Source organism: Sulfitobacter delicatus (genome assembly GCF_900102535.1).
Lineage (GTDB): Bacteria > Pseudomonadota > Alphaproteobacteria > Rhodobacterales > Rhodobacteraceae > Sulfitobacter > Sulfitobacter delicatus.
Genome location: NZ_FNBP01000002.1, coordinates 213,269 through 238,850, shown reverse-complemented (window position 1 = coordinate 238,850; position 25,582 = coordinate 213,269). Strand labels below are relative to the sequence as shown.

The following is a 25,582-nucleotide window of genomic DNA, read 5'->3' as shown; positions in this document are numbered from 1 at the left end:
GCTATCTAGCGGCGCAGGCCCAGCCCCATCTGCATGAGCATTTTGCGCACCTGTGGCAAAGCGTAGAGGGCGTTTAACCCGGCAGCCCGCGCTTCGCGGGCCAGTGGCGAGCTGGCCTGACTGGCGCGGTTTAACAGGTCGATGCCGCGCACCCTGAGGGCAATGTCGGCATGGCGGGCGCTGTGATACGCCTCCAGCATCTCGGCGTTGCCAAGTTGGTTTGGTGCCTTGCGGGCAAGGTCGAGCAGGGTGGTCAGATCGGCAAGCGACATGTTCAACCCCTGCGCGCCGATGGGCGGTACGACATGGGCGGCCTCGGCCAGCAGAGCAATGCGTTCACCCGACAAGCGTTTGGCTTCTTGGCTGATGATCGGCCAGAGCGCGCGGTTGCTGGCAAGGGTCAGCGGGCCAAAGAGATGCGCCGAGCGCGCGGTTGCCTCGGCCTCAAAGGCTGCCACGTCCAGCGCGGCGCGGGTCTGAGTGGCGGGGCCGTCGTCCATCCAGACCACAGCAGAGCAAGGCATGCCGTCACGGTCCGGCAGGGGGACAAGGGTGAAGGGCCCGCCAGAGCGGTGCACTTCGGTTGAGGCATTTTCATGTGGGATTGGATGCGTAACGCTGAAGGCCAGTGCCTTTTGACCGTAGCGGCGGGTGCGTACGTCGATCCCGGCTGCCTCGCGCATGGGGCTGTTGCGGCCATCCGCGGCGGCGACAAGGCGGGTCTTGATCCGGCTGCCGTCGCTTAGGCCCACGCGGGCTTCGCTGCTACGGGTGAAGAGGGTGGTCGTGCCGGTGCCGGGGCGAAAATCGACATTGGGCAGGTCTTTGAGGCGGGCCAACAACTCGCGGCGCAAGAGCCAGTTGGGAAAGTTCCAGCCAAAGGGCGCGTCGGATATGTCAGCGGCGTCGAATTCGCGGGTGGTGCGGGGCGTGGCCTCTTCGCCGCCCGCGTCGACAATGCGCATGATTTGCAAGGGCGCGGCATGGGGGGCGAGGTGGGGCCAGAGGCCAGCGTCTTCAAGCAGGGCGCGGGCCGGTTGCAGGAGCGCGGTGGAGCGCATGTCGGCGCCTTCGGCATCGGCGTCGGTCACGGGTGGGGTTGGGTCAACGCAGATGACGCTGAAGCCAGCGCTGCCAAAGGCCGTCGCCGCGGTCAGCCCGGCGATGCCGCCGCCGGAAATGAGAATGTCGCAGTCAAAGTCCATTAGCCCGATATCCGAATAAGGAAGTCCCGAAGGTCTTCCGTATGGTAGTGTATGTGATCGCCTTCGCCACGGGTGGGGGCCACATGGACGGTGCGCATGCCCATGGCGTGGGGGGCGGCGAGGTTGCGCGGGTCGTCTTCGAACATCGCGGCGGTGGTCGTCTCAAAGCCGTCAATGGCAAAGACTTTGTCAAAGGCAGCGCGTTCCGGTTTGGGGAGGTAGTCGGCATGTTCGACGCCGTAAACCGCATCGAAAAGACCGCTCAGGCCCCGCGCGGCCAGCACCCGTTCGGCATAGGTCGCGCAGCCGTTGGTGTAGACAATGCGCCGTCCCGGCAGGGCGCGGATCGCACGGGCGAGGTCCGGGTCAGGGGTGAGCCGGTCCATCGGGATGTCGTGCACATCGGTCAGATAGGGGGCAGGATCGACGCCATGTTCGCGCATCAACCCGGCCAGCGTGGTGCCGTAGGTCTGCCAATAGTGGAGCCGCAGGTGGTTGGCTTGATCTCGGTCGACCTTGATCGCTTGCATCACCCAATCGACCATGCGCGCTTCGATCAGATCAAAGAGCCGCGCCGAGGGCGGGTAAAGTGTCTGGTCCAGATCAAAGACCCAAGTGGTGACATGAGAGAAAGCATCGCGCGGCATGGCGCAAGAGGTAGGGCGAGACGCCGGGGCGCGCAAGGGCTGCGGGTTGCGCATATGGTCGCGGTGGGTAGAGTGGCGCAACTTGCAAGGATGCGTGACTGATGCCCGACCCGACCACCCCTCCGAAATCCGGCCCGACGGATGCCTATTCGATGATCCTTGAGGCCATCGACATTGGCACCTATCGCCCCGGTGACCGTTTGGTGGAGAGCGAATTGGCCGAGCGTTTCGGCATGTCGCGCACCCCGATCCGCGAGGCGTTGCAGCGGTTGGAGACGCAGTCGCTTTTGGTCCGTGATGGGCGCAGCCTGATTGTGGCGTCGCTGGATCATAACCAGATGGCCGAACTCTATGTCGTGCGGGGGGAGCTGGAAGGGCTGGCGGCCCGTTTAGCGGCACGCCATGCCACAGCAGAAGAGGTGCGCGTGCTGCGTGAAATGGTGGATGCGGACAACGCGCTTGCGGGAAACCCAAACGCACTGGCGCGCGCAAACAAGCGGTTTCACAAGCAAATCCACCTGGCCTCGCACAACCGCTACTTGGTGCAGCAGCTAGACCTCGTCCACCGCTCGATGGCGCTAATGGCAACGTCGTCGCTGGCCGTCGAAGGGCGCGGGGAGATTGCGCAGGCCGAGCATGATCAGATCGTACGTATGATCGAGGCGCGGGACGAAGACGGGGCAGATGAGGCCCTGCGCACCCATATCTCCGTCGCCTTTATGACGCGGCTGAAGCAGGAAGCGGCCCGTCGCGAGGACGATTTTTGACGCTCGTAGAGTGTGACGGTGTTTTCATGGGTTCTTCAACTGGAATGGGGGCGAGCCCATGGGCCGTTTTGTCCCAGAAAAACGGGCTGCGCACAAATTCGTAGAGCGCCTTCATCGCGGCTAAGGCTCCGAGAGCGAAATAGAACGGCAATGTCGGAACATATGGCAGCAGATGTCGGTGCCCTCGCTTAGAAACGGCTAGGGCCGACAGGGTCAGATTCAGCAATTCCGACAGGATAAAGAGTACGACCACGCCTGCCATGAATGTAGGTCCAAGCGTTGCCGCTACGGGGTGTGATACGCCGAAAAAAGTAAGCCAGAGCGACCAGAGAAGGGGCGCGAGGGCAAATTGTGAGAAGGTCGCGAGAAACAGGGTTTGCACGCCAAGAAAGCGACGCAGTCCGAGATCTTTCAGTAATCTTCCCGGCGACCGCATATGTACACACCAAGTGACCAGAAAGCCTTTCAGCCAGCGCGACCGTTGGCGCACCCAGGGCCATGGCCGACAATTAGCCTCCTCAAATGTGACCGTCGGTAATATCTCGGTGGTATATCCATACCGCGCGAGTCGCAGCCCGAGATCGGCGTCCTCGGTAACGTTATGCGCATCCCAGCCGCAAAGCTCTTCCAATATCCGGCGGCGGAAGAACAATGTGGTGCCACCTAGTGGCACAACCAGCCCGAGCCGCGCGACACCGGGCAAAAGCATGCGCCACCAAGTCGCATATTCAATCGCAAAGCATCGCGACATCCAATTGCTGCGGCTGTTGTAATAGTCCAGAACCCCTTGCAAACAGGCAACATTGTCGGGTGCTTGCTGGAAACGCGTGACGATCTGTTCGATCTGGTCAGGCTCTGGCGCGTCTTCCGCGTCCCAGACGCCGATAATGCTGCCATTGCAAAAATCGAGGGCGTAGTTGAGCGCCCGCGGCTTGGTGCGCAGATTATCGGTCTCTGGCACTTCAACAATGCTAATCCAATCCGCCAGATCGCTACGGTTGATGGTCTCTCGTGTAACCTTGTCTCCAGCTTCTAGCACGAGCATTACCTGAAGGAGCGATTTCGGGTAGGTCAAACGCGAGAGGCGGGTGATCAACGCGCCGGCGATTTCCTTTTCTTTGAAGAGCGGCACCATGACTGAGACGCGCGGAAGACGGAATCCCGAGAGTTCGGACGGTGTGGAGGATATTGGCGGCGCAACGGGGGACCGCAGTGTGCTGATCAATGCCGCACCCTTGAGAACGGTGGTCATGGCAAGCGTGACGACAGCCCAAAGCAAAGCGCCCGTGATCGCGAAGGCAGGGGCAAGAAAGATAAATAGTAGTAGTGCGCAGACGATTGCGCCCGCCCACCCCTGCCGGCGCGACGGGTGAGCGGCCCAACTGCGGCAGCTCTCAACAGCGGGCACGCGGTTTGTTGCTTTATGCGCCAGTTCAGTACCGTAAAAAGCGCTGAGGTGACGCTGCACTTGTCGATGTTCAGCGATAACCGGCATGAGGCGTTTTCCTGCAGTTCCCATACAGGCCTGAAATCGATCAAATCCGTCCGGCTGACCCGTTGCCACCAACAACCTGTCCCCAATTTCGAGCCAAGGAATCGCGCCGTATTTGAGGCAAAGAGCCGCTGGAAGACGTTGGCGCAAGCGTGGATCAGGCGGGTCGCGCTTTAAATCGACTGTCGGCGCTCCGTACTGCTGTGCGAGCGCGCGAAGGATATCATCACGGGTGACTAGACCCTCCGCTACCAAGATTTCCCCTAAGGGCGCATCGATTCTGCGTTGAAGGGCGAGCCCATGCAGCAGGTCCGTCTGGCTAATGATACCGGACCTAACCAGATAACGGCCAATCGGCAGCCTGCGCTGCGGCGGAGAAGCCGCGCGCGGGTCCGGTAGAAACAGGCGAAGGTTGCTCATCCAAAACCCCGTCAAGACATTTGACGAAGGTTGGCATCGAACGGTTAATCGCCGGTTAATCTCTGCTGGGGCAAGTCAGAACTGTGCTTAAGCCGCCCGGTCTGCCATGGCCTGGCTGAACCGCTCGAACAGGTAGTAGCTGTCTTGCGGGCCGGGGCTGGCCTCGGGGTGGTGCTGCACGGACCAAACGGGGCGGCCATCGACACGGATGCCGCAGTTCGACCCGTCGAAGAGGGAGATATGCGTCTCATGCACACCATCGGGGAGGGACTGGCCATCCACCGCAAAGCCGTGATTCATCGAGGTAATCTCGACTTTCCCGGTGTCGTTGTCCTTGACCGGATGGTTCGCGCCGTGGTGGCCGTGGCTCATTTTGACAGTCTTGGCGCCGAGGGCGAGGGCCAGCATTTGGTGGCCGAGGCAGATGCCGAAAACGGGCAGGTCGGTCTTGTCCAAAACCTCACGGATCATCGGCACGGCATAGGCGCCCGTGGCTGCCGGATCGCCCGGGCCGTTGGACAAAAACACACCGTCAGGCTGGTGCGCCATGATGTCGTCATAGGTGGCCGTCGCGGGCAGCACGGTGACGTCGCAACCAGCGGAGGCGAGGCAGCGCAGGATGTTGCGCTTCGCGCCGTAATCCACTGCAACGACTTTATGTTTTGCCTCTGTCTGAGGGGCGTAGCCGTCGGGCCAAGCCCACCGCATTTCGTTCCACTGGTAGGTCTGTGCGCAGGTGACATCCTTGGCCAGATCCATGCCTTCAAGCCCGGCGAAATCGCGGGCGGCGGCGACCAGCGCTTCGATGTCAAAGTTGCCATCTGGATCATGGGCGAGGGCCGCATGCGGCGCGCCTTGTTGGCGGATGGCGCGGGTCAGGCGGCGGGTGTCGACACCGCCGATGGCGATGCGGCCGCGGGCGGCGAGCCAGTCGGAGATGGGCTGCACATTGCGCCAGCTGCTTGGCGTGGTCGGCATCCATTTTACCACCATCCCGGCGGCGACCGGATCACCGGTTTCGTCATCCTCGGGGTTGGTGCCGACATTGCCGATATGGGGGAAGGTGAAGGTCACGATCTGGCCCGCGTAGGAGGGATCAGTCATGATTTCCTGATAGCCGGTCATGGCGGTGTTGAAGCACAACTCCGCGACGGTCTGGCCGGTCGCGCCGAACCCCATACCGTAGAAAATCGATCCATCCGCAAGGGCAAGGCAGGCGGTTGGGCGAGGGCGAGCGGACGCGGACATGGGGCAGTCTCCGGGCAGGGAATGAGCGGGTAAACGGGTGGCAATCTAATCGCGGTAACAGGGCGGGTCAATAGCTACTGTGAAATGAGATTTCGTGGTTTTACAATCACTTACCCATGGTCACCCCCCATTGCCCGTGGGGTGCATAGCGGCTATGCTCCAAGGCTTGTCATGAGCGAACACAGGAAAACCACCATGTCACTGCGGACCCGCATCTCTGATGCTCTGAAACAGGCGATGAAAGACAAGGCGGCGGACCGGCTGTCGACGTTGCGGCTGATCAATGCTGCGATCAAGGATAAGGACATTGCCGCACGTGCCCAAGGCAATGATGAGGGCGTGTCTGAGGCCGAGGTTCTGGCGATCTTGAGCAAGATGGCCAAGCAGCGGCAGGAATCGGCGCGGGCCTATGAAGAGGGTGGGCGGTTGGACTTGGCCGAGCGGGAACGCGAAGAGGTTGAAGTCATTGAGGAATTCCTGCCCCGTCAGTTGAGCGTGACCGAGGCTTCTGCGGCTGTGGACGCTGCTGTCGAAGAGATCGGCGCGACCTCGATCCGGGATATGGGCAAGGTGATGGGCCTGCTCAAGGAACGCTATACCGGGCAGATGGATTTCGGCGCAGTCGGGCCGGTGATCAAGGCGCGGTTGAGCTGATCTTTGAGCGATCAAATTTAGTTTGAAAACAAAGGGCTGGGCCGGGAGGTTCAGCCCTTTTGTTGTATATGGCGGGAGAGGTCTTCGAAGAGCGCAATGCGTTCGTCTTCGCTGAGGAAGGCGCCGATCTCGACCTCGCGCCCCTCGCCGCGCAGGGTGACGTAATGGGGCACCGGGCCGTCGTCTTCGTATTTTAGCACTTGGGTCCAGTAACGATTGCTGTCCCATTCCTTGACCTCGCCCTTGGCGGTGGTGTGGGTCAGCTTGGCGGTGGTGTCGTCGAGAGTCAGGATCTCTTCGATTTGGCGGGCGCGGTGGTTGTGTTGCAGGGCCCAGTAGACCGCGCCTAAAGCTAAGATAACAAAGGGTAATAGGCCCCAGAGGAGGGCTGTGCCGAGCATCGCGAAGAGCGGGATCATCGCCAGTGTGAAGGTCGAGAGCATGAAGGCCGCAAAGCCGCGCGCGGGCAGGGACTGATGCGGCCAGAGGCGCATTTGCTGCGGGGTCACGCGGGGTGGGGTGGTCCATTCGTAGGGCATGGCGGGGCTCAGGCTCAGGATGGGGAGAAGGTAGCATTTGAGCGGGGGATGGCAATGCGGCGTGGGGACGCGGTGGGAGGCGATTGCACGGGGGTGTGAAGTTTGGGGTGTTAAGGTTTGATATTGTTGGGGATTTGGGAGTCACATGTTGTACACTGGGCGTACACCGGGCGTAGTGCATTGGTGCGGGAAATGGGCCTTCGGGACGACGTTAATACGACGTGCGGTGTAATCGTTACCAGAAGGTTAACTGGTGAGGGCCAGCGTCTGCCCGCGGGTTGGCGATCCGAACTGTGCCTCGTGCCACTTTATGGTGCAGCTGTGATGTGCGTTCGCAAGGTCGCGCCCAGCCTCGCCAGATCGCCTACCCGATGGGGCGGGCAGGCGATGGCCCGGCGCCTGCGGCTTGATTCCGGGCCGGGGTGGGAGGCTGGACGGCACGCTTGACTATGAGGCGCGCCGCTTAAGTGGGTTACTCCAACTCGACCAGCAAATCCTTCGCGTCAATTTGGCCTCCGGCTTGGACATGTACCGCCTTCACCGTCGCGTCCCGCTCGGCGTGCAGGCCGGTTTCCATCTTCATCGCTTCGATGGTCAGCAGCAGGTCGCCCGCTTTTACACTCTGCCCTTCCTTGACCCCAACCGACGCCACAACCCCCGGCATCGGCGCGCCGATGTGGTTGTCGTTGCCGCTTTCGGCCTTGGGCCGCTGGACGGTGGCATCTTTCACCAGACGGTCGGCCACACGGATCACCCGCGGTTGGCCGTTAAGCTCGAAGAAGACTTTGGCCTCCCCATCCTCGCCCGCCTCGGATTCAGCCTGAAGGCGGATTTCCAAGGTTTTGCCGGGGTCAATCTCGGCCGAGATTTCTGCCCCCGGTTCCATGCCATAGAAGAACGTATGCGTGGGCAAGGTGCGGACGGGGCCATAGGTGCGGTGGCGGCCCATATAATCGAGGAACACCTTGGGATACATGAGGTAGCCACAGAGGTCTTCGTCGTCGATCTTGATGCCTTCGAGCTGCTCAGACAACTCCTTGCGCACGGCTTCAAGATCGACAGGCGCGAGGTGTTTGCCGGGGCGTTCGGTGTTTGGTTCTTCGCCTTTCAGCACCTTCTTCACGATACCCGCCGGGAAACCGTTGGGCGGCTGGCCGAGGTTGCCGCGCATCATGTCGATGACGCTGTCGGGGAAGGAAACATCGACCTCCGGATCTTCGACCTGTGCGCGGGTCAAGCCTTGGGACACCATCATCAAGGCCATGTCACCGACGACCTTCGACGAGGGCGTGACTTTGACGATGTCGCCGAACATCTGGTTCACATCGGCATAGGTGCGCGCGACCTCGGGCCAGCGGTCGTCCAGCCCCATGGAGGCCGCCTGCGCCTTGAGGTTGGTGAACTGGCCGCCGGGCATTTCGTGCAGGTAGACTTCCGACGAGGGCGCTTGCATGCCGGTCTCGAAAGCGGCGTAATGGCCGCGGACTTCTTCCCAATAATCAGAGATTTCGCGCACGGCTTTGATGTCGATCCCGGTGTCGCGGTCCGTGTGCTTGAGCGCCGAGACCACGGTGCCAAAGGTCGCCTGCGAGGTGTTGCCCGAGAGCGCGTCCATGGCGCAGTCGACGGCATCGACGCCCGCCTCGGAGGCGGCGAGGATGGTGGCCGTGGCGCTGCCTGCGGTGTCATGGGTGTGGAAGTGGATCGGAAGGCCAACTTCGGATTTCAGTGCCTTGACCAGCACGCGGGCTTGGGCGGGTTTCAGCAATCCGGCCATGTCTTTCAGGCCCAACACATGGGCGCCGGCGGCTTTTAATTCCTTGCCCATGGTCACGTAATACTGAAGGTCGTATTTCGCGCGGTCGGGGTCAAAGATGTCGCCGGTGTAGCAGATCGTGCCTTCGCAGACCTTGCCCGCCTCAATCACGGCGTCCATCGCGACGCGCATGTTTTCAACCCAGTTCAGGCTGTCGAAAACGCGGAAGACATCAACGCCGGTACTGGCGGCGGTGGCGACGAATTTCTGCACCACATTGTCGGGGTAGTTGGTGTAGCCCACGCCATTGGAGGCGCGCAGGAGCATTTGCGTCATCACATTCGGCATGGCGGCACGCAGGTCGCGCAGGCGTTGCCAGGGGCATTCCTGCAAGAAGCGATAGGCCACGTCAAAGGTCGCGCCGCCCCAGCATTCGACCGAGAAAAGTTGCGGCAGGTTGGCGGCATAGGCGGGGGCCACGCGGATCATGTCGCGCGAGCGCATGCGGGTGGCAAGCAGGGATTGATGCGCGTCGCGCATGGTGGTGTCGGTGATCAGCAGTTGGCGTTGCTGGCCCATCCAGTCGGCCACGGCCTGCGGGCCCTTTTGTTCCAATAGGTTACGCGTGCCCATCTGCGGCTCGCCGCGCAGCACGGGCGGCTTGGGGTCGCGGACATGGGCGGCGGGCAGGGCGTGGCCCTTGGTCTCTGGGTGGCCGTTGACGGTGATGTCGGCGATATAGGTCAGCACCTTGGTTGCGCGGTCGCGGCGCTGCTTGAAGTTGAAAAGCTCGGGCGTCTCGTCGATGAATTTGGTGGTGTATTCGTTGTTCAGAAACGTCGGGTGTTTCAGCAGGTTTTCGACAAAGGCGATGTTGGTCGACACGCCGCGCACGCGGAATTCGCGCAAAGCGCGGTCCATCCGGGCGATGGCCATTTCGGGCGTGGGGGCTTTGGCGGTGACCTTGGTCAGCAGACTGTCGTAATAGCGCGTGATGACGCCGCCCGCATAGGCGGTGCCGCCGTCGAGGCGGATGCCCATGCCGGTGGCGGAGCGGTAGGCGGTGATGCGGCCATAGTCGGGGATGAAATTGTTCTGCGGGTCCTCGGTGGTGACGCGGGTCTGCAGCGCGTGGCCGGTGAGGGTGATGTCTTCTTGCCGGGCCTTGCCGGTGGCTTCGGCCAGCGGTTTGCCCTCGGCGATGAGGATCTGGGCGCGGACGATGTCGATGCCGGTGACCTCTTCGGTGACGGTATGTTCGACCTGCACGCGGGGGTTCACTTCAATGAAGTAGAATTTGCCGTCGTCCATATCCATGAGGAATTCGACGGTGCCGGCGCATTCGTAGTTCACATGGGCGCAGATTTTGCGGCCCAATTCGCAGATTTCGGCGCGTTGGTCTTCGCTCAGGTAAGGGGCTGGCGCGCGTTCGACGACCTTTTGGTTGCGGCGCTGGACGGAGCAGTCACGCTCAAAGAGGTGGTAGATGTCGCCCTGTTTGTCGCCCAGAATTTGCACCTCGACGTGGCGGGCGCGGAGGATCATTTTCTCGAGGTAGCCTTCGCCGTTGCCAAAGGCGGCTTCGGCCTCACGGCGGCCTTCGCGGACTTTCTCTTCGAGTTCTTTTTCGGACATGATCGGCCGCATCCCGCGCCCGCCGCCGCCCCACGAGGCTTTGAGCATCAAGGGGTAGCCGACCTCTGCCGCTTCGGCGCGGATCGCGTCCATATCTTCGCCGAGCACTTCGGTGGCGGGGATGACCGGCACGCCGGCTTCCATTGCGACGCGGCGGGCGGAGGCTTTGTCGCCCAAAGCGCGCATGGTTTCGGCGCGGGGGCCGATGAAGGTAATGCCGTTTTGCTCGCAAGCGTCGACGAATTCGGGGTTTTCCGAGAGCAAGCCGTAACCGGGGTGGATCGCGTCAGCGCCGGAGGCTTTGGCGACGCGGATCATTTCGTCGATGCTGAGATAGGCGGCGACGGGGCCCAAGCCTTCGCCAATGCGGTAGGCCTCATCGGCTTTGAAACGGTGCAGGCCGAGCTTGTCTTCTTCGGCATAGACGGCGACCGTTTTCTTGCCCATCTCATTGGCCGCACGCATGATGCGGATCGCGATTTCACCGCGGTTGGCGATCAGGATCTTTTTAAAATCGGTCACTGGCTGGTCTCCCCTGCTGGATTTGGCGGCAGCTTAAGGATGCTGCGGTGCAGCGCAAGGGGGCTGAGGCGGTGTTTGTCACATTTCTGTAAGGTTCCTAGAGCGGCGTGAGGTCGAAGGGCGGGGGCAGGTCGCGCAGATGGCGCGCGCCAAGTTGGCCCATATTTGCGATGAGGTCGCGAGACAGCAGGTCGATCAAATGGTCAACGCCGCGCGGGCCGAGGGCTGCGAGGGCGAAGTGGAATGCGCGGCCCAGCATGACGAAATCCGCGCCGAGGGCGAAGGCGCGGAGCATATCGAGGCCGGACTCTATGCCGCTGTCGAAGATGATCGGCAGGGCGGTGGCTTTGCGGACCGCGGGGAGGGCTTCGGCGCTGGCGGGGGCGGCGTCGAACTGGCGACCGGCGTGGTTGGAGACCCAGATCGCGTCGACGCCTGCTTTTTCGAGTGCAGTGGCATCTTCGGGGCGCAGCACGCCCTTGATGACCAGTGGCCCGTCCCAGTGGTCGCGCAGCCAGTGCAGGTAGTCCCAATCCGGCGCGGTGCGCAGCAGATAGCCGACATGGGCGGTGGGCGGCAGGTTCGCGGTGGCGGTGCCTTGGGTGTATTTGTCCAGCATCTCCATATGGGGCAGGCCGCGGCGGGCCATGCCCATAGACCATGCAGGGCGGGCGGCGACTTGGGCCATCAGACGCGGGGTGAGCTTAGGCGGGCTGGTCAGGCCCGAGCGGGTCTGACGCTCGCGGCGCGAGGCGACGGGGACATCGACGGTGAGCACAAGGGTGGTGAAACCGGCGGACTTGGCGCGGGCGAGCATGTCGGCGCGGATTTCGGGGTCGCGGGGCGGGTAAAGTTGGAACCAGCCGTGCTCGCCCAGATGCGGGGCGAGGTCTTCGGGGCTGGCAGCTGCGACGGTGGAGAGGCCGTAGGGGATGCCAGCGCGGTCGGCGGCGCGGGCGAGATGGCATTCGGCGTCGGGCCAGATCAGGCCGGACATGCCCAGTGGCGACATGCCGAAGGGCAGGGGCATTTTCTGGCCAAGAAGCTCTATGCTGAGATCGGGGGTGAATTCACCATGCAGGATTGAAGGCATGAGGCCCACACAGTCAAGCGCCGCGCGGTTGCGGTGTTTGGTGGCCTCGGTGCCGGTGGCGGAATCGAGGTACTCCCAAACGAACTTGGGCAAGCGTTTGCGGGCGCGGTCGCGCAGGTCGGAAAGGGCGGGGTAGGTCGCATGTAAATCCATGCGCGCATTTGTGCGACCAGCCGGGGGATTGTCCAGAGAGGCAAGGCTATTGCCCGGCGCAATACTGTTGCTTTCTGGCTGGGTGCCTGTTCGATCTGATTTTGTGCGGCCCTGTCACTGCCTGTAGCCGCTGCGGGCGAGAGGCGGGGCTTGGATGGGTTTGCCTGTGGGCGGCGTGGTCAGATTGCCTGCCAAATCGACCAGCGCGGAGATGGCCGCTTCGACTTCGCCGCCGTCGCGGTCTTCTTCGCATTCAAGGTCGATCAGATGCACGCCCGCTGCGGGTTCGGCGTCAAGACGCTCTTGGGCGATGCCGCGTAGCTCTTGCATCGTGCTGTCAATCGCGCGGCAAAGCCCGGCCAGCATACCTGCGGATCCGGTGAGCTTGGCCGGATCGATCAAGCCTTTTTCGGCGGCGTCCAGCACGCTGGAAATTTGTTCGAGTTTGAACGACGAGGTCGCCGCGAAATAGCGGACGTCTTCAAAGGCGAGCGTATCGCGGTTGTCGCGTTGCACACGTTCGACCACGATGGCGCTACCGACAACCCGATCCGCGCCCTTGAGGGTTTGGATATGGTGCAGCGTCGTGTCCCAGATCAGCGGGCCACGCGGCATATGCAGCATCTCGCGGTAGCGGATTTGCGACGCCTCTGACACGCAGCGGGCGTAGCGTTGGTTGACCGCCTCGGCTTCTTCATGAGGCATGAAGTCATGCAGCGGGCGGTGAACCACGTCTGACATGACCATGCCGCTATGGGCTTCATGTGCTGCGTTGAGCGCCAGCAGTTCAAAGTGGCCGCTGTCTGGGTTCAGCTCGGCAACAAACATCGGCAGTTTGAACCGATCAAGTTCTCGGCGCAGTACCGAAGTGTCATCGTTTCTGAACATGAGCGGTTCCTCTGGCTGGTGTGGTCATTGAGGGGTCACCTTGGTTGGAAAGGATTATCAAGGAGTAAACATTTGCGCCTCTTCTAAAATTCGAAGTGTCTTTTGCGCTGGGCGGGGGCGCTGCGGCGGAAAACGGCAACCTGTGCGGGAAGTCATGGAACATTTGTGGAACGTCTCTTTATCTCATATCGCGGACGCGCTAGGTTACGGGCATGAGTGATTTCGATGAAATGGACGCCTTCGAGGGCGCATCTTTGTCCGCCCGCGCCATGGCGGCGCGCCCGCAGCCTTATCTGGAGGGGTTGAACCCCGCCCAGCGTGCGGCGGTGGAGACGATGGACGGCCCTGTGCTGATGCTGGCGGGGGCTGGCACCGGCAAGACCCGGGCGCTGACGGCGCGAATCGTGCATCTGCTGAACACCGGACGGGCGCGGCCCAATGAGGTACTGGCGGTGACCTTTACCAACAAGGCCGCGCGCGAGATGAAAAACCGCGTGGGGCAGATGTTGGGCCAACAGGTCGAGGGGATGCCCTGGCTCGGCACCTTTCACGCGATCTGCGTCAAGCTGCTGCGGCGGCATGCGGAACTGGTCGGGCTGAAGAGCAATTTCACGATTTTGGATACGGATGATCAGTTGCGGCTGCTGAAGCAATTGGTGGCGGCAGAGGGCATCGACGACAAACGCTGGCCAGCGCGGATGCTGGCAGGCGTGATTGACGGCTGGAAAAATCGCGCGCTGACGCCGGATAAGATACCGAGCGCGGATGCGGGGGCCTATAATCACCGCGGGGCGGAGATTTACGCGCAGTATCAAAAGCGCTTGATCGAGCTGAACGCCACGGATTTTGGCGATCTGCTGCTGCATATGGTGACGATATTTCAGACCCATCCGGATGTGCTGGCGCAGTATCAGCGCTGGTTTAAATACATCCTCGTTGACGAATATCAGGATACCAACGTGGCGCAGTATCTCTGGCTGCGGCTTTTGGCGCAGGGGCATAAGAATATCTGCTGCGTGGGCGATGATGACCAATCGATCTATGGTTGGCGCGGGGCCGAGGTGGGCAATATCCTGCGGTTTGAGACGGATTTCCCCGGCGCGCATGTGGTCAAGCTGGAGCAGAATTACCGCTCAACGCCGCATATTCTGGCCGCCGCTTCGGGGGTGATCGCGGGCAATGAGGGACGTCTGGGCAAGACGCTCTGGACCGAGGAAACCGAGGGCGAGAAGGTGCGTCTGATCGGCCATTGGGACGGTGAGGAAGAGGCACGCTGGATCGGGGACGAGATCGAATCCGCGCAGCGCGGCACGCGGGGGATGGACCCGTTTTCGCTGGACGATATGGCGATATTGGTGCGGGCGAGCCACCAGATGCGGGCCTTTGAGGATCGGTTTCTGACCATCGGTCTGCCCTATAAGGTAATCGGCGGGCCGCGCTTTTATGAGCGTTTGGAGATCCGCGATGCCATGGCCTATTTCCGCGTGGTCACTAGCCCGGATGATGATCTGGCGTTCGAGCGGATCGTGAACACGCCCAAACGCGGGCTAGGCGATAAGGCGCAGCAGAAAATCCAGCGCACGGCGCGGGATCATGGGGTGAACCTTGTCGAAGGGGCGCGGATTTTGCTGGCGCATGATGGGCTCACGGGCAAGGGGGCGGCGCAGTTGCGGCTGCTGGTTGAGGGGATCGACCGCTGGTCGTCGATGCTGCGCGGGCCTCGGATCGAGATCAGCGAAGACGATTCCGTGTTGGATGACGGGGCCGCGCCGCTGCGGGTGGACTATGGCCCGCCCGAGGTCAGCCATGTGGAACTGGCCGAGATGATCCTCGACGAGAGCGGCTACACCGGGATGTGGCAGAACGACAAAACGCCCGAAGCGCCGGGGCGGCTGGAGAACCTCAAGGAATTGGTCAAAGCCCTGGAAGGCTTTGAAAACCTGCAAGGATTTTTGGAACATGTCAGCTTGATCATGGACAATGAGCAGGAGGGCGATGGGGAGAAGGTTTCGATCATGACGCTTCATGCGGCCAAGGGGTTGGAGTTTCCGATGGTCTTTCTGCCGGGATGGGAAGATGGCTTGTTTCCCTCGCAACGCTCGATGGATGAAAGCGGGATCAAGGGATTAGAGGAAGAGCGGCGGTTGGCTTACGTGGGAATTACGCGGGCCGAGCGGATTTGCACGATTTCCTTCGCCGCGAATCGTCGGGTTTTTGGACAGTGGCAGAACGCGATGCCCTCGCGCTTTGTCGATGAGTTGCCCGAGGAGCATGTCGAGGTGCTGACGCCGCCGGGGCTTTATGGCGGTGGCTTTGGCGCGGCGATGCCGCAGTCGGACCTGCATGACCGGGCGGCGAATGCAAATGTTTACGACTCACCCGGCTGGCGGCGGCTTCAGGCGCGCAGCGGGGCGCGGGGGATGAGCCAGCCGCATGAGAGCAAGAATGTCACGATTGATATGCAAGCCGTCGCGGCCTTTGAGATGGGCGAGCGGGTGTTTCATGACAAGTTCGGCTATGGCGAGGTGGTCGGGATCGAGGGCGACAAGATGGAGGTGGCGTTTGAAAAGGCGGGCACCAAGAAGGTCGTTTCGCGGTTCCTGACGGGCGGGAATGACGTGCCGTTTTAAGGGCTGGTCGCTATTGCCTCCCATTTGCCAATAGTCTTTTATTGCGTTGTTAAGCTCATACAACCAATTAGAGATTTCTATTGAGACCCTTTTCGATGCCGCCTGTCATTGCTGATCTTGTCAGAGCCCGTAACGAAGTCCGTTCCCATTACGAGAACGTGCTTGAGCGGGGTGGGCACAAAGCAAAGCTAAACTTCATGCTCGACGGCAATCTGGTGGGCGATATCGGTGAGGCGCTGGCAGTTGAACTGCTTGGTATAAAACTGGTAGAAGCCAAGTCTCTTGCTGGGATCGATGGCTATGCGCCAGACGGGAGAACCGTTCAGATAAAGGCAACAGACACCAAGCGTGGACCTGCATTTCGTCCGATTGAACAAAACGCAGACCATTTAATTTACTTCTGTTTAGATTTCGACAATTGCAGCGGCGTTGTCTTTTATAATGGACCTGAAGAGCCCGTTTTGGAATGTCTGAAAGACGGGTGGACAGGGCAGCGGCTAGTCTCGCGCAAGCGCATTAAAGAGTTGGATGCTCATATGGACCCGGCGCTGCGCCTACCGTTCTTGGCTGACACTGCGGTATTATCAGCCGAGTAGTCGGTCCTGTAGCCAGAGGATTGACGGATAGGCGGCGAGCCACGCCCAGACGAAACGGTTCAGGCCGAAGAGGCAGGCGTTGGCGAGGTGGAACAGGGCTGCCACAGCGAGCGCGGCGATGAGCGCCGTCGGGTGGAACAGGGCCACGGGGAAGGCCAGTTCGAACAGCATCACCGACCATGACATCAGCCACAGCAGACGCGGGCGGGCGGCGAGGCTGCGGAGGTCTTCGCTGACCGGATAGGCGGAAAAGGCGAAGACGTCTTGCAGCGCACGGCCGCTGCGCCAGTCGGGGTTGATGACTTTGACCTGCCCGGAGATGAAATAGGACAGCAGCACCTGCACGGCGAGGTAGCCGAACGCGCCTTCGCGAGCGGAGCCGGGGGGCAGGGTTTGGGCCAGGGTCAGGCAATAGAGCGTGAGCAGGCCCATGCGGTCGGAGCCGCCGTTGTAGGGTCCGGAGAAGCGGTGCAGCACCAATAGGCTATGGGCCGAGAGGGCTAAAAGCACCGGGAGCGGGGCGATGCCGGAGAGCAGCAGCAGGGACAATGCGGCGCGGGGGGCGAAGAGCAGGGCCTCGCCGCGACGGTGGAAGATGTGTTCAGCGCTTTGTTGAAGAAAGACCAGCGCCAGTAGGACTTCCGTGGCACGTAGGGCGGTTTCAAGGCTCACGGCGCGGGGTGGGCTGGGAAAGGGGCGGAGCGGTAGAGGAGGTCTTGGCCGTTGTGGTCAATGAAGATCAGGCGGAATTGCAGTGTGGCGTCGGGCGTGTGGGGCAGGGTCGCGAGAATGCGGCGCTGGATTTCGGTGATGCTGTGGGCCGTGGGTTCGGCTTCGATCCGTTCGGCGCAGCTGACGAGGAATAGGGCTTCGTTCCATGCCGCACTGTAGAAGAGCCGCCTGAGCATCTGCGCAGGGCTAAGCCGTTGCGGGCGCGGGCGGAATTCCTGCCAGCGGGGCGCGTCACCGTCGATCCGCGCCCATTGCACGCGGGGTGACGGCTCAATGGTCTTGAAGAACTGCCACGACGGAATCAGTACGGGCAGGACAAGCGAAAGCGTTTTCCTCATGGGCTGGGGGTAGCAAGGGCTTGGTTAACCTCGGGTAAAGACGGTTCAGGACCGAACGAAGCGCAAGAGCACCGCGCCGAGCAGCGTGGTCATGGTGGAGGCGACTTTGATAAGGCTCAGGCGCTCTTTCAAAAACACCACGCCGATCAGTAGGGCGAAGATGATGCTGGTTTCGCGCAGGGCCGTGACCAGCGCGATGGGCGCTTGGGTGAAGGCCCATGTGACAAGCGCATAGGCGATAAAGGACGCGCTGCCGCCGATCAGGAAGACAGGCAGCCCCTTGCGCGGCAGATCGCGCAGGCTTTGTGGCGAGGTGACCGCGAGGAAGGCGGCCATCATCAAACCATTGCCGAGCGCCATCCAGCCGAAGAAGGCGAGAGAACTGCCCGAGAGTCGCGCGCCGAGGCCGTCGACCAGCGAATAGCTGGCGATGAACAGCCCGGTAATCAGGGCCAGCACCGCCGCGTTGCCGTTGCGCAGACCATCGGCGCGGCGCACGAGCGCGAGGCTGATGATGCCCGCCCCGATGATCGCGATGGCGAGAAGCTCCATTCCGTCGAGATGGACGCCCAGCACCAGCACCGAAAACAGCGCCACGATCAGCGGGGCGGAGCCGCGGGCGATGGGGTAGACTTGGGTGAGGTCCCCCAAAAGATAGGCGCGCAGCAGGAACCATTGATAGCCGAAATGCAGGGCCAGTCCGGCAAAGAGGTAAGGCAGGCTTTCGGGGGCGGGGAGCGGGGCGTAGATGACGGCGAGTGTGGCCAGCGGCGCATGGCCGATGATGACAGCGCCCATGTTCAGCGTCTTATCCGCGCCGCCCTTGACCAGTGCGTTCCACAGCGCGTGCAGCGCTGCGGCGGCGATCACCGCGATAAAGACCCATCCGCTCATATGCTGCCCGTTCCCTGCCTGTTGAGACAGGCTAGCGGGGCGGGCAAAACTAGGAAAGAGCGTTTAAAAACAAAAACGACGACACCTTGGGAGGAAGGTGCCGCCGTTTCTATGTCGGCCCGAAGCGTCGAGGGAGGGTCGGCTTCGGGTCTCATGTTGGGGTCCGCCTCATCAGGGAGGAGGAAAGTGACGCGCACCCCGGGTACAGACAACAGAACAGGGAGGGGTCCTGTTGCCCGATCTCTTTGCTCGGCCTTAGCGGCGCGAGGATTCCCAGGCTACGCGGCGCAGCTCGGAACGCGACAGGCCAAGGTCGGCCAGTTCGCGGTTGCTCAACGCGCTGAGACCGTCAAAAGTTTCACGGTACAGGCGGTGCTGCTTGTAGCGGGTTGCAAGACCTTCAAATGCGCCACCGATACGGGCGAAGAAGGAAGGGGTCGTTGCGGAAGTCGTGTTCATATAAGCCATTTCGGCGCCTCATTTTTCATCTGTTGATCATCTCGTTGCCCGCTATTTACGCTCTTTCTGCATCTGCACAATGGGCATAAAGTCATTGCCGCTATGCAGAAAATGCATGGGTGCGCAGAGGGCATAAGCCGTTGTTAAAAAACGGTTCAAACGCGCTTCGCTTGGGGGCGGCGCGGTCACGAAACTGTCATATGGTAGTGAAGGGGGAGAAAGGGGCGACGACATCTGGGAGGAGGTAGATGTCGCCGCCAATAACAGACACATCCGGGAGGAGGATGGACGCGTCTGGTCTTTTCAAGCTCAGACTTGCCCGGGAGGAGGATGGGCTCATCTGACCTTTCCGACAACAGACATATCCGGGAGGAGGATGGATAAGTCTGATGTATTCGGCAGCGGGGCGCTTGGCCCTGCCTATGTCCTTAAGTTAGCGCTAATTGCTGCGATTGCACAATAATCCTTTTTGCAATGCTGCTATGCAGCGAAAACATGGTAACCCTGCGTAAACCTTAGGCATATTGCCTGTCTTGCGGGCAAATCCGCCCCGAGGCTTGCGCTTGCCGCAGAACCTGCCATTTCAGGAGGCGTAATAGAGGAGAATTTCCGCATGTCCGTGACGAAAGCCGAAGTCGAAGCTGCTTTGGAGCGAGTCGCTCTGCCCGATGGCAAGAGCCTGTTGGCCCATGACCTCGTCCGGGCGTTGACGGTGGACGGGGATAAGGTGCGCTTTGTGATCGAGGCGCCCAACGCGGATGTGGCGCGCCAGATGGCGCCGCTGCGCGATGCGGCGGAGCAGGTGGTGCGCGATCTGCCGGGGGTGGGCGATGTCTCTGTCGCGCTGACGGCGCATGGCCCGGCGGCCAAGGCACCTAGCCTCAAGGTCGGCGGCCATCCCAAGCCGCAGGAGGGGCCGATGAAGCCCAGCGGTGTGAAGCGCATTCTGGCGATTGGGTCGGGCAAAGGCGGTGTGGGGAAATCCACCGTGAGTTCGAACCTTGCCGTTGCGCTGGCCAAAGCGGGCCGCAAGGTTGGGCTGCTCGATGCCGATATCTATGGCCCGAGCCAGCCGCGCATGATGGGGGTGAACAAACGCCCCGCGAGCCCGGACGGCAAGACGATTATTCCCTTGCAGGCCCATGGGGTCACGCTGATGTCTATCGGCTTTATGCTCGAAGAGGGTAAGGCCGTGGTCTGGCGCGGCCCGATGCTGATGGGCGCGCTGCAACAGATGCTGGGGCAGGTGGAGTGGGGTGAGCTGGACGTGCTGCTCGTGGATCTGCCGCCGGGCACAGGGGATGTGCAGCTGACGCTTTGCACCAAGTCGGAGCTTTCCGGGGCCATCGTGGTCAGCACGCCGCAGGACGTGGCGCTGATTGATGCGCGGAAAGCCTTGGATATGTTCGCCACGCTGAAGACCCCGGTGCTCGGCTTGATCGAAAATATGTCGATGTTCGTCTGCCCCGATTGTGGATCGCAGCATGAGATCTTTGGCCATGGTGGCGTGAAGGCCGAGGCGGAGAAGATGGGCGTGCCGCTCTTGGGCAGCCTGCCAATTGACCTCGAGACGCGGCTTGCGGGCGACAGCGGGACACCGGTGGCCGCAGGCGAGGGGCCGATGGCCGAGGCCTATGCCCGTATTGCGCAGGGGTTGATCGAAGGGGGCATGGCCTAAGGGCTGTGCTCAGCCGAGCGTGCGGCCTTCGATCAAGTGACCATATAGAGTGGTGAGTGCAGAGACGAAAACCAGCCCCTCTATTATATAGAGGGCGGAATCGAGGAGCAGGCGCACACCGGGGTCATCTGGCAACAGCACGCCCGAGATCACGCCAAGCATCGTGTTCACCACCGCCAGCAGCACAGCCAGCGCCCAGAGGGTGCCGGCGAGCGGGGCCGTGGCCTCCCAGCTTTCGCGTATCGACATGACCCGTCCCATCGCGGCGGCGGGCAGGACGAGACTGAGCCGCAGGGCTACCCAGAGGAAGGCAACCCCGGCGGCGAGGCCGATGAGCATAAGGGTGGCGGTGCTGCGTCCCATAAGCCCACTAAGCAACATCATTGCCAGCCCGATCGGGATCGCGGCGAGGAACTGGACAAAGCCCAGCACGATGGCGCGCCAGACATAAGACCAGTAGAGTTGCATGCTGGGGCGGACCTCGGCCTGCGTCTCGCGCTCCAGCAGCACATGGCGGTGCCAGAGGATTGCCATGAGCGCATAGCCCAGAATTCCGGCGATGCCGCAGATGATCAGGATGAACAGTTGATCGGCGGGCGGGGGCGGGGCGTCTTGGAGGGCATTCTGAACAGTCGCAAGCGCATCACTCGCAAGCATCCCCGCCACAGCCGCTGACCCCATGACCCAAAGCACCGCAGGCAAGACCACACGCAGCGTGGTCGCCGGGGCGTGGAAGAGCATGTTCAGGGCGTGGGCGAAAAAGGCCGTGGCTTTGTTCATGGCGGGCTCCAAAGTTGCGCCGCCTTTTTCGCTCGGTCACGCGCGAAGAGCAAGGTGTCGGGCCGCGGGTGCTGGCGAGCCGGCCTCGGATGGTGGCGCATGGGACGGATCGGCGGCAGCGACATGGGAAAGCATGGGCGCGTGGGAGGTCTTGGGAAAAGTCGCGGGAATTCATGGGCAGGATGGGAAATGAGGGGAAGGCCTGGGTCTGACCTGCGATTCCGAATCAAAATTCATGGGACTTCCGTTGTGCTTTCGTCCCCAAACGGGCAAGATTGAAGAACAGGCAACGAACACAACCTGTGGATAACTATGTGTGCAAAAATAGCTGGGAAATCGTGGGACATTCTGAGCGACCCGTTGAGGCAACAATATCTTGTGTTCTTCGCTGGATTTTAAGCTAATTAAGCCATTTTTCGCCGACAACGTTATACCAGATGTTGTTTTCACACCCTGTGCAAAACAAAATATTGCGGAAAACTCGAAAAAAAATGTAGACGCCCATCAATTCCCATGGCATCCCTAATGCATCGGATGAGAACGGGACACGGGGCAACAAACGACCCCAAAAAAGACAAAACCTAGCAGGTTCATACAGGCACCTCGCTTTCATCAGAACAAAGAGATCCGGCGCGCGAGCGAGCAGACATCCCCCCAGATGGCGCGCGCAGTCGGACTTCCCCGCCAAGCTGCGGGACGTGGGCGGCGGGTTGATCAGTGGCAGCAGATCAACCCGCCGTTTCCATTTCCAGGCCACGGCGGACAACGAATTAAGCGCAGAGGCGCAAGAGGCAGGGACATCAGGTGAGCCGCAGGTTCAGAGGCGAGAGCCAACACAAGGTCGATACGAAGGGGCGGGTGTCCATCCCAGCCTCTTTTCGGCGTGTGTTGGAAGCTGGCGATCCGAACTGGAAGAACGGCGACAACCCTGAGTTGGTCATCGTCTATGGTGACCACCGCCGCAACTACCTTGAATGCTATACAATGGAAGCCATCGAAGAGGTCGACGCCAAGATTGACCGCATGCCGCGTGGGTCGATGGAGCGTAAGGCGCTGCAGCGTCTGTTTCACGGCCAGTCTTTCCCGACCACGGTAGATGAGACAGGCCGCTTGGTGCTCCCCGCCAAGCTGCGCAACAAGATCGAACTCGACGGCGAGGCGTTCTTTATAGCCGCCGGCGACACCTTCCAGATCTGGAAGCCCGAAACCTACGAGACCGAGGAAGAAGCCTGGCAGCAGGAGCTGCCGGACGACGTCGATCCGCTCTCGTTCCTGGATGGCGATATGGAGGTCTGACGGAATGGCTGCTGCCTCTGCCCCTTCCGCCCCCCACACCCCTGTTCTGCTGCGCTCCATTCTGACTGCCGTGGCACCTGTGGAAGGCGTCTGGCTTGATGGCACCTTTGGCGCGGGCGGCTATACCCGCGGCTTGTTAGAGGCCGGGGCCGAGCGCGTCATCGCAGTGGATCGCGACCCGCTGGCCTTTGAGATGGCCGCTGAATGGGCCGGAGACTACGGCGACCGGATCACCATGCAGCAGGGTGTCTTTTCGCGCATGGATGAATATGCGCAAGACCTCGATGGCGTGGTGCTGGACCTTGGCGTTTCCTCCATGCAACTCGATCAGGCGGAGCGTGGGTTCTCCTTTATGAAAGACGGCCCGCTCGACATGCGAATGAGCCAAGACGGCCCCTCGGCAGCGGATCTGGTCAATGAGGCCGAAGAAGAGACCCTCGCCAATATCCTGTTCCAATACGGTGAAGAACGCGCCTCGCGCCGGATCGCAAAGGCGATAATCCGCGCACGGGATGAAGCGCCGATCACCACGACCTTGGAGCTGGCGAAACTGGTCGAAGGCTGCCTGCCGCGCTCCAAACCCGGTCAGAGCCACCCTGCAACGCGCAGCTTTCAGGCGCTGCGGATTGCGGTGAACAACGAATATGGCGAATTGTTTCAGGGGCTTATGGCCGCCGAGCGCGCGCTGAAGCCCGGTGGCAAGCTCGCGGTTGTCACCTTCCACTCGGTCGAAGACCGCATGGTCAAACGCTTCCTTACCGCCCGCGCCGGGGCCAGGGGCAATGCCAACCGTTTCGCCCCCGCGCTGGAGCAGGCACCGCCGCAGTTTACACTGAAATCGCGCAAGGCTATCGGACCGGATGCCCAAGAGTTGGACGAAAACCCGCGCAGCCGGTCGGCCAAGCTGCGGGTCGCTACGCGCACCGATGCGCCAAGCGGTGAGATTGATGCGAAATCCATCGGCATGCCGATGGTTAGGGGACTCTGAGCATGCGTACGGTGATGTATATTCTGACCACCCTCGCCGTTGTCGGTCTGGCCTTTTGGGCCTACCGCGAAAACTACGCCACCCAACAGGCGCTGAGCGACGCGGACAAGCTGCATGCCAACATCCGCGACGCTCATGACCGTCTGGCCGTGCTGCGCGCGGAATGGGCGTTTCAGAACCGCCCCGCGCGGTTGCGCGATCTGGCGGATCTGAACTTTGACAGGTTGGGGCTGCTGCCGCTGCATCCGGGGCAGTTCGGTCAGGTCGATCAAGTGGCCTATCCGCCCGCGCCGCTGTTGCCAATCACCGATCCCGTTGATGTCTCGACGATGAATTACGACGCGCTGAATGGCGTCGCCGAGGAGGTCGCCCAATGATCCGCACGCCGCTGCGCCCGCTGGCCCGTATCCTCGACGCCCGTCAAAAGGGCGAAAACCCCGATGCGATTGAGCGCGAGAACAAGCGCATTCGGCATGAGCAGATGCGCGACAAGGCGCGGGTGCGGGCCGAAGGACGGCTTTTGGTCCTCAGCTTCTTCTTTCTCTGCGCCTTTACCGTGATCGGCGGTCGCATGGGGCTTCTGGCCATGTCCGAGCCGTCAGAGCCGCGCGGCTATGCACCCGGCGCAGTGATCTCGGCCTCGCGTGCAGATATCACTGACCGCAATGGCAATCTGCTGGCGACGAACTTTCAGACCCATGCGCTCTATGCGCAGCCGCGCCATATGATTGACCCTGAAGCGGCGGCGAAGAAACTGGTCAAAGTCTTTCCCGACCTCGAGGAAGAGCGTCTGATCAAAGATTTTACGGGCAAACGTAAGTTCCTATGGATTAAGAAGAAAATCAGCCCCGAGCAGATGCAGGCCGTGCATGACATCGGCGATCCCGGTCTGCTCTTTGCACCGCGTGACATGCGGCTTTACCCCAATGGCTCGCTGGCTGCGCATGTCTTGGGCGGGGCGAGTTACGGTAAGGAAGGCGTCCATGCCGCCGAGGTGATCGGCGTGGCGGGGGCCGAGAAGTATTTTGACGATTACCTGCGCGACCCGGCCAATGGCGCGAAACCGCTGGAACTGTCTCTTGATCTGACCGTGCAAGCCGCCGCTGAGCGCGTGCTTTACGGTGGCATGAAGCTGATGAACGCCAAGGGCGCCACCAGCATTCTGATGGACGTACACACCGGGGAAGTGATCTCGGTCGCCTCGCTGCCCGATTTCGACCCCAACAACCGTCCCCGCCCACTGACCGAAGGCGATGCCTCGGACAGCCCGCTGTTTAACCGCTCGGTGCAGGGGGTCTACGAGCTGGGTTCGACCTTCAAGATTTTCGCCGCCGCACAGGCGATCGAGTTGGGGCTGTTCAACGCCGACACGGTGATCGACACTTCTGGCCCGATGAAGGTCGGCGGTTTCCGCATCGGCGAGTTCCGCAACAAGAACTACGGCAAGCTGAGCGTGGCCGACATCATCGTGCATTCCTCGAACCGGGGCACAGGCCGTATGGCGCTGGAGATCGGTGTCGAGCGGCAGCAGGAGTTCTTGAAAAGCCTCGGCTTTTTCGAGCCGACCCCCTTTGAGATCGTCGAAGCCTCGGGCGGCAAACCGCTCTTGCCAAGCCGCTGGACCGACCTGTCGAGCGTGACGATTTCCTATGGCCACGGCCTGTCCAGCACACCGATGCACCTTGCGGCGGGCTATGCGGCCATCGCCAACGGCGGGCGTGTGGTGAAGCCAACCTTGCTCAAGCAATCCGCCCCCCAGCTTGGCCCCCGCGTCATGTCTGAAGACACCGCCGCCCAAGCGCGCATGATGCTGCGCAAGGTGGTGACGGACGGCACGGCGAGCTTTGCCGAAGTCCCCGGCTACATGATCGCGGGCAAGACTGGGACAGCGGACAAACCAAAGCCCACCGGCGGCTATTACGACGACAAGGTGATCAACACCTTCGCCAGCATCTTTCCAATTGATAACCCGAAATACGTGTTGATCGTCACGCTGGACGAGCCGGTCGAGACCTCAGGCCCCAAACCGCGCCGCACGGCGGGTTGGACAGCGGTGCCCGTGGCCGCCGAGATGGTCCGCCGCATCGCGCCGCTCTTAGGTCTGCGTCCGGCTGTTGAACCGGTGAACGAGGCTGTGGTAACGCTGACCAGCAGCAACTGAAAAGACATCAC

Annotated in this window: 22 protein-coding genes; 9 read left to right on the top strand and 13 right to left on the bottom strand. The window is 61.6% G+C overall.

Going from position 1 to position 25,582, the window contains the following annotated elements:
- Nucleotides 1-5: 5 nt before the first annotated feature.
- Both BLS57_RS04410 and BLS57_RS04405 read right to left on the bottom strand, forming a co-directional pair.
- Nucleotides 6-1,205 carry a UbiH/UbiF family hydroxylase gene (locus tag BLS57_RS04410; RefSeq protein WP_093739591.1) on the bottom strand — a complete coding sequence of 400 codons (1,200 nt, stop codon included), beginning with the start codon at nt 1,203-1,205 and terminating at the stop codon, nt 6-8.
- The gene (locus BLS57_RS04405; RefSeq protein WP_093740304.1) at nt 1,205-1,852 is read right to left on the bottom strand and encodes a pyrimidine 5'-nucleotidase; all 648 of its coding nucleotides are present in this window, start codon (nt 1,850-1,852) and stop codon (nt 1,205-1,207) included. Before BLS57_RS04405 ends, BLS57_RS04410 begins: the two co-directional genes overlap by 1 nt.
- A gap of 101 nt (nt 1,853-1,953) precedes the next feature.
- Between BLS57_RS04405 and BLS57_RS04400 the strand changes: the two genes are divergently transcribed.
- Nucleotides 1,954-2,619, top strand: coding sequence for a GntR family transcriptional regulator (locus BLS57_RS04400; protein WP_093739589.1), 666 nt, complete (start codon nt 1,954-1,956; stop codon nt 2,617-2,619).
- Here BLS57_RS04400 and BLS57_RS04395 read toward each other — a convergent pair.
- Together BLS57_RS04395 and carA are read right to left on the bottom strand one after the other, a co-directional pair.
- Nucleotides 2,570-4,531 (bottom strand): glycosyltransferase family 2 protein, encoded by a 1,962-nt coding sequence (locus BLS57_RS04395; RefSeq protein ID WP_093739587.1) that lies wholly within the window; start codon nt 4,529-4,531, stop codon nt 2,570-2,572. The genes BLS57_RS04400 and BLS57_RS04395 overlap by 50 nt on opposite strands.
- 87 nt (nt 4,532-4,618) lie before the next feature.
- Nucleotides 4,619-5,779, bottom strand: a complete 1,161-nt coding sequence (gene carA / locus BLS57_RS04390) for a glutamine-hydrolyzing carbamoyl-phosphate synthase small subunit (RefSeq protein WP_093739585.1) — start codon at nt 5,777-5,779, stop codon at nt 4,619-4,621.
- Nucleotides 5,780-5,974: 195 nt separating this feature from the next.
- Here carA and BLS57_RS04385 point away from each other — a divergent pair, with 195 nt between their 5' ends.
- Nucleotides 5,975-6,433 (top strand): GatB/YqeY domain-containing protein, encoded by a 459-nt coding sequence (locus BLS57_RS04385; protein ID WP_093739583.1) that lies wholly within the window; start codon nt 5,975-5,977, stop codon nt 6,431-6,433.
- A 50-nt stretch (nt 6,434-6,483) separates the two neighbouring features.
- Here the strand turns inward: BLS57_RS04385 and BLS57_RS04380 are convergent, their stop codons facing one another.
- The 4 genes from BLS57_RS04380 to BLS57_RS04365 form a co-directional block, all read right to left on the bottom strand.
- Nucleotides 6,484-6,972: a DUF2244 domain-containing protein gene (locus tag BLS57_RS04380; RefSeq protein WP_093739581.1), complete on the bottom strand. Its 489-nt coding sequence runs from the start codon at nt 6,970-6,972 to the stop codon at nt 6,484-6,486.
- A gap of 472 nt (nt 6,973-7,444) precedes the next feature.
- Complete coding sequence (locus BLS57_RS04375) at nt 7,445-10,885, bottom strand: pyruvate carboxylase (RefSeq protein ID WP_093739579.1); 3,441 nt, start codon at nt 10,883-10,885, stop codon at nt 7,445-7,447.
- 97 nt (nt 10,886-10,982) lie between these two features.
- Complete coding sequence (locus BLS57_RS04370) at nt 10,983-12,131, bottom strand: alpha-hydroxy acid oxidase (RefSeq protein WP_093739577.1); 1,149 nt, start codon at nt 12,129-12,131, stop codon at nt 10,983-10,985.
- A gap of 114 nt (nt 12,132-12,245) precedes the next feature.
- On the bottom strand, nt 12,246-13,019 hold the full coding sequence (locus BLS57_RS04365; RefSeq protein WP_093739575.1) for a hypothetical protein: 774 nt from the start codon (nt 13,017-13,019) through the stop codon (nt 12,246-12,248).
- Nucleotides 13,020-13,231: 212 nt separating this feature from the next.
- On the opposite strand from BLS57_RS04365, the gene BLS57_RS04360 reads away from it, so the two are divergent.
- Both BLS57_RS04360 and BLS57_RS04355 read left to right on the top strand, forming a co-directional pair.
- The gene (locus tag BLS57_RS04360) at nt 13,232-15,649 is read left to right on the top strand and encodes an ATP-dependent helicase (RefSeq protein WP_093739573.1); all 2,418 of its coding nucleotides are present in this window, start codon (nt 13,232-13,234) and stop codon (nt 15,647-15,649) included.
- Between the two features lie 95 nt (nt 15,650-15,744).
- Nucleotides 15,745-16,245 carry a DUF6998 domain-containing protein gene (locus BLS57_RS04355; RefSeq protein ID WP_425274327.1) on the top strand — a complete coding sequence of 167 codons (501 nt, stop codon included), beginning with the start codon at nt 15,745-15,747 and terminating at the stop codon, nt 16,243-16,245.
- On the opposite strand, the gene BLS57_RS04350 is transcribed toward BLS57_RS04355, so the two are convergent.
- The 4 genes from BLS57_RS04350 to BLS57_RS04335 all read right to left on the bottom strand — a co-directional run bounded on the left by BLS57_RS04350 (nt 16,234) and on the right by BLS57_RS04335 (nt 18,677).
- The gene (locus tag BLS57_RS04350) at nt 16,234-16,917 is read right to left on the bottom strand and encodes an HTTM domain-containing protein (RefSeq protein WP_093739571.1); all 684 of its coding nucleotides are present in this window, start codon (nt 16,915-16,917) and stop codon (nt 16,234-16,236) included. The genes BLS57_RS04355 and BLS57_RS04350 overlap by 12 nt on opposite strands.
- Complete coding sequence (locus tag BLS57_RS04345) at nt 16,914-17,315, bottom strand: hypothetical protein (RefSeq protein WP_093739569.1); 402 nt, start codon at nt 17,313-17,315, stop codon at nt 16,914-16,916. The genes BLS57_RS04350 and BLS57_RS04345 overlap by 4 nt, the downstream gene beginning before the upstream one ends.
- A gap of 45 nt (nt 17,316-17,360) precedes the next feature.
- Nucleotides 17,361-18,209 carry a DMT family transporter gene (locus tag BLS57_RS04340; RefSeq protein ID WP_093739567.1) on the bottom strand — a complete coding sequence of 283 codons (849 nt, stop codon included), beginning with the start codon at nt 18,207-18,209 and terminating at the stop codon, nt 17,361-17,363.
- Between the two features lie 255 nt (nt 18,210-18,464).
- The gene (locus BLS57_RS04335; RefSeq protein ID WP_093739565.1) at nt 18,465-18,677 is read right to left on the bottom strand and encodes a DUF1127 domain-containing protein; all 213 of its coding nucleotides are present in this window, start codon (nt 18,675-18,677) and stop codon (nt 18,465-18,467) included.
- A gap of 604 nt (nt 18,678-19,281) precedes the next feature.
- Between BLS57_RS04335 and BLS57_RS04330 the strand changes: the two genes are divergently transcribed.
- Complete coding sequence (locus BLS57_RS04330) at nt 19,282-20,346, top strand: Mrp/NBP35 family ATP-binding protein (RefSeq protein WP_093739563.1); 1,065 nt, start codon at nt 19,282-19,284, stop codon at nt 20,344-20,346.
- Between the two features lie 9 nt (nt 20,347-20,355).
- Here BLS57_RS04330 and BLS57_RS04325 read toward each other — a convergent pair whose 3' ends face one another.
- Complete coding sequence (locus BLS57_RS04325) at nt 20,356-21,126, bottom strand: hypothetical protein (RefSeq protein ID WP_093739561.1); 771 nt, start codon at nt 21,124-21,126, stop codon at nt 20,356-20,358.
- 804 nt (nt 21,127-21,930) lie between these two features.
- On the opposite strand from BLS57_RS04325, the gene mraZ reads away from it, so the two are divergent.
- The 4 genes from mraZ to BLS57_RS04305 are packed head-to-tail and all read left to right on the top strand — an operon-like array spanning nt 21,931 to nt 25,571.
- Nucleotides 21,931-22,422, top strand: coding sequence for a division/cell wall cluster transcriptional repressor MraZ (gene mraZ / locus BLS57_RS04320; protein ID WP_093739559.1), 492 nt, complete (start codon nt 21,931-21,933; stop codon nt 22,420-22,422).
- Between the two features lie 4 nt (nt 22,423-22,426).
- Nucleotides 22,427-23,410: a 16S rRNA (cytosine(1402)-N(4))-methyltransferase RsmH gene (rsmH, locus tag BLS57_RS04315; protein ID WP_093739557.1), complete on the top strand. Its 984-nt coding sequence runs from the start codon at nt 22,427-22,429 to the stop codon at nt 23,408-23,410.
- A 2-nt stretch (nt 23,411-23,412) separates the two neighbouring features.
- Nucleotides 23,413-23,787, top strand: coding sequence for a cell division protein FtsL (gene ftsL / locus BLS57_RS04310; protein WP_093739555.1), 375 nt, complete (start codon nt 23,413-23,415; stop codon nt 23,785-23,787).
- A complete protein-coding gene (locus tag BLS57_RS04305; RefSeq protein WP_093739553.1) occupies nt 23,784-25,571 on the top strand; it encodes a peptidoglycan D,D-transpeptidase FtsI family protein in 1,788 nt (595 codons plus the stop codon). The genes ftsL and BLS57_RS04305 overlap by 4 nt, the downstream gene beginning before the upstream one ends.
- Nucleotides 25,572-25,582 lie beyond the last annotated feature (11 nt).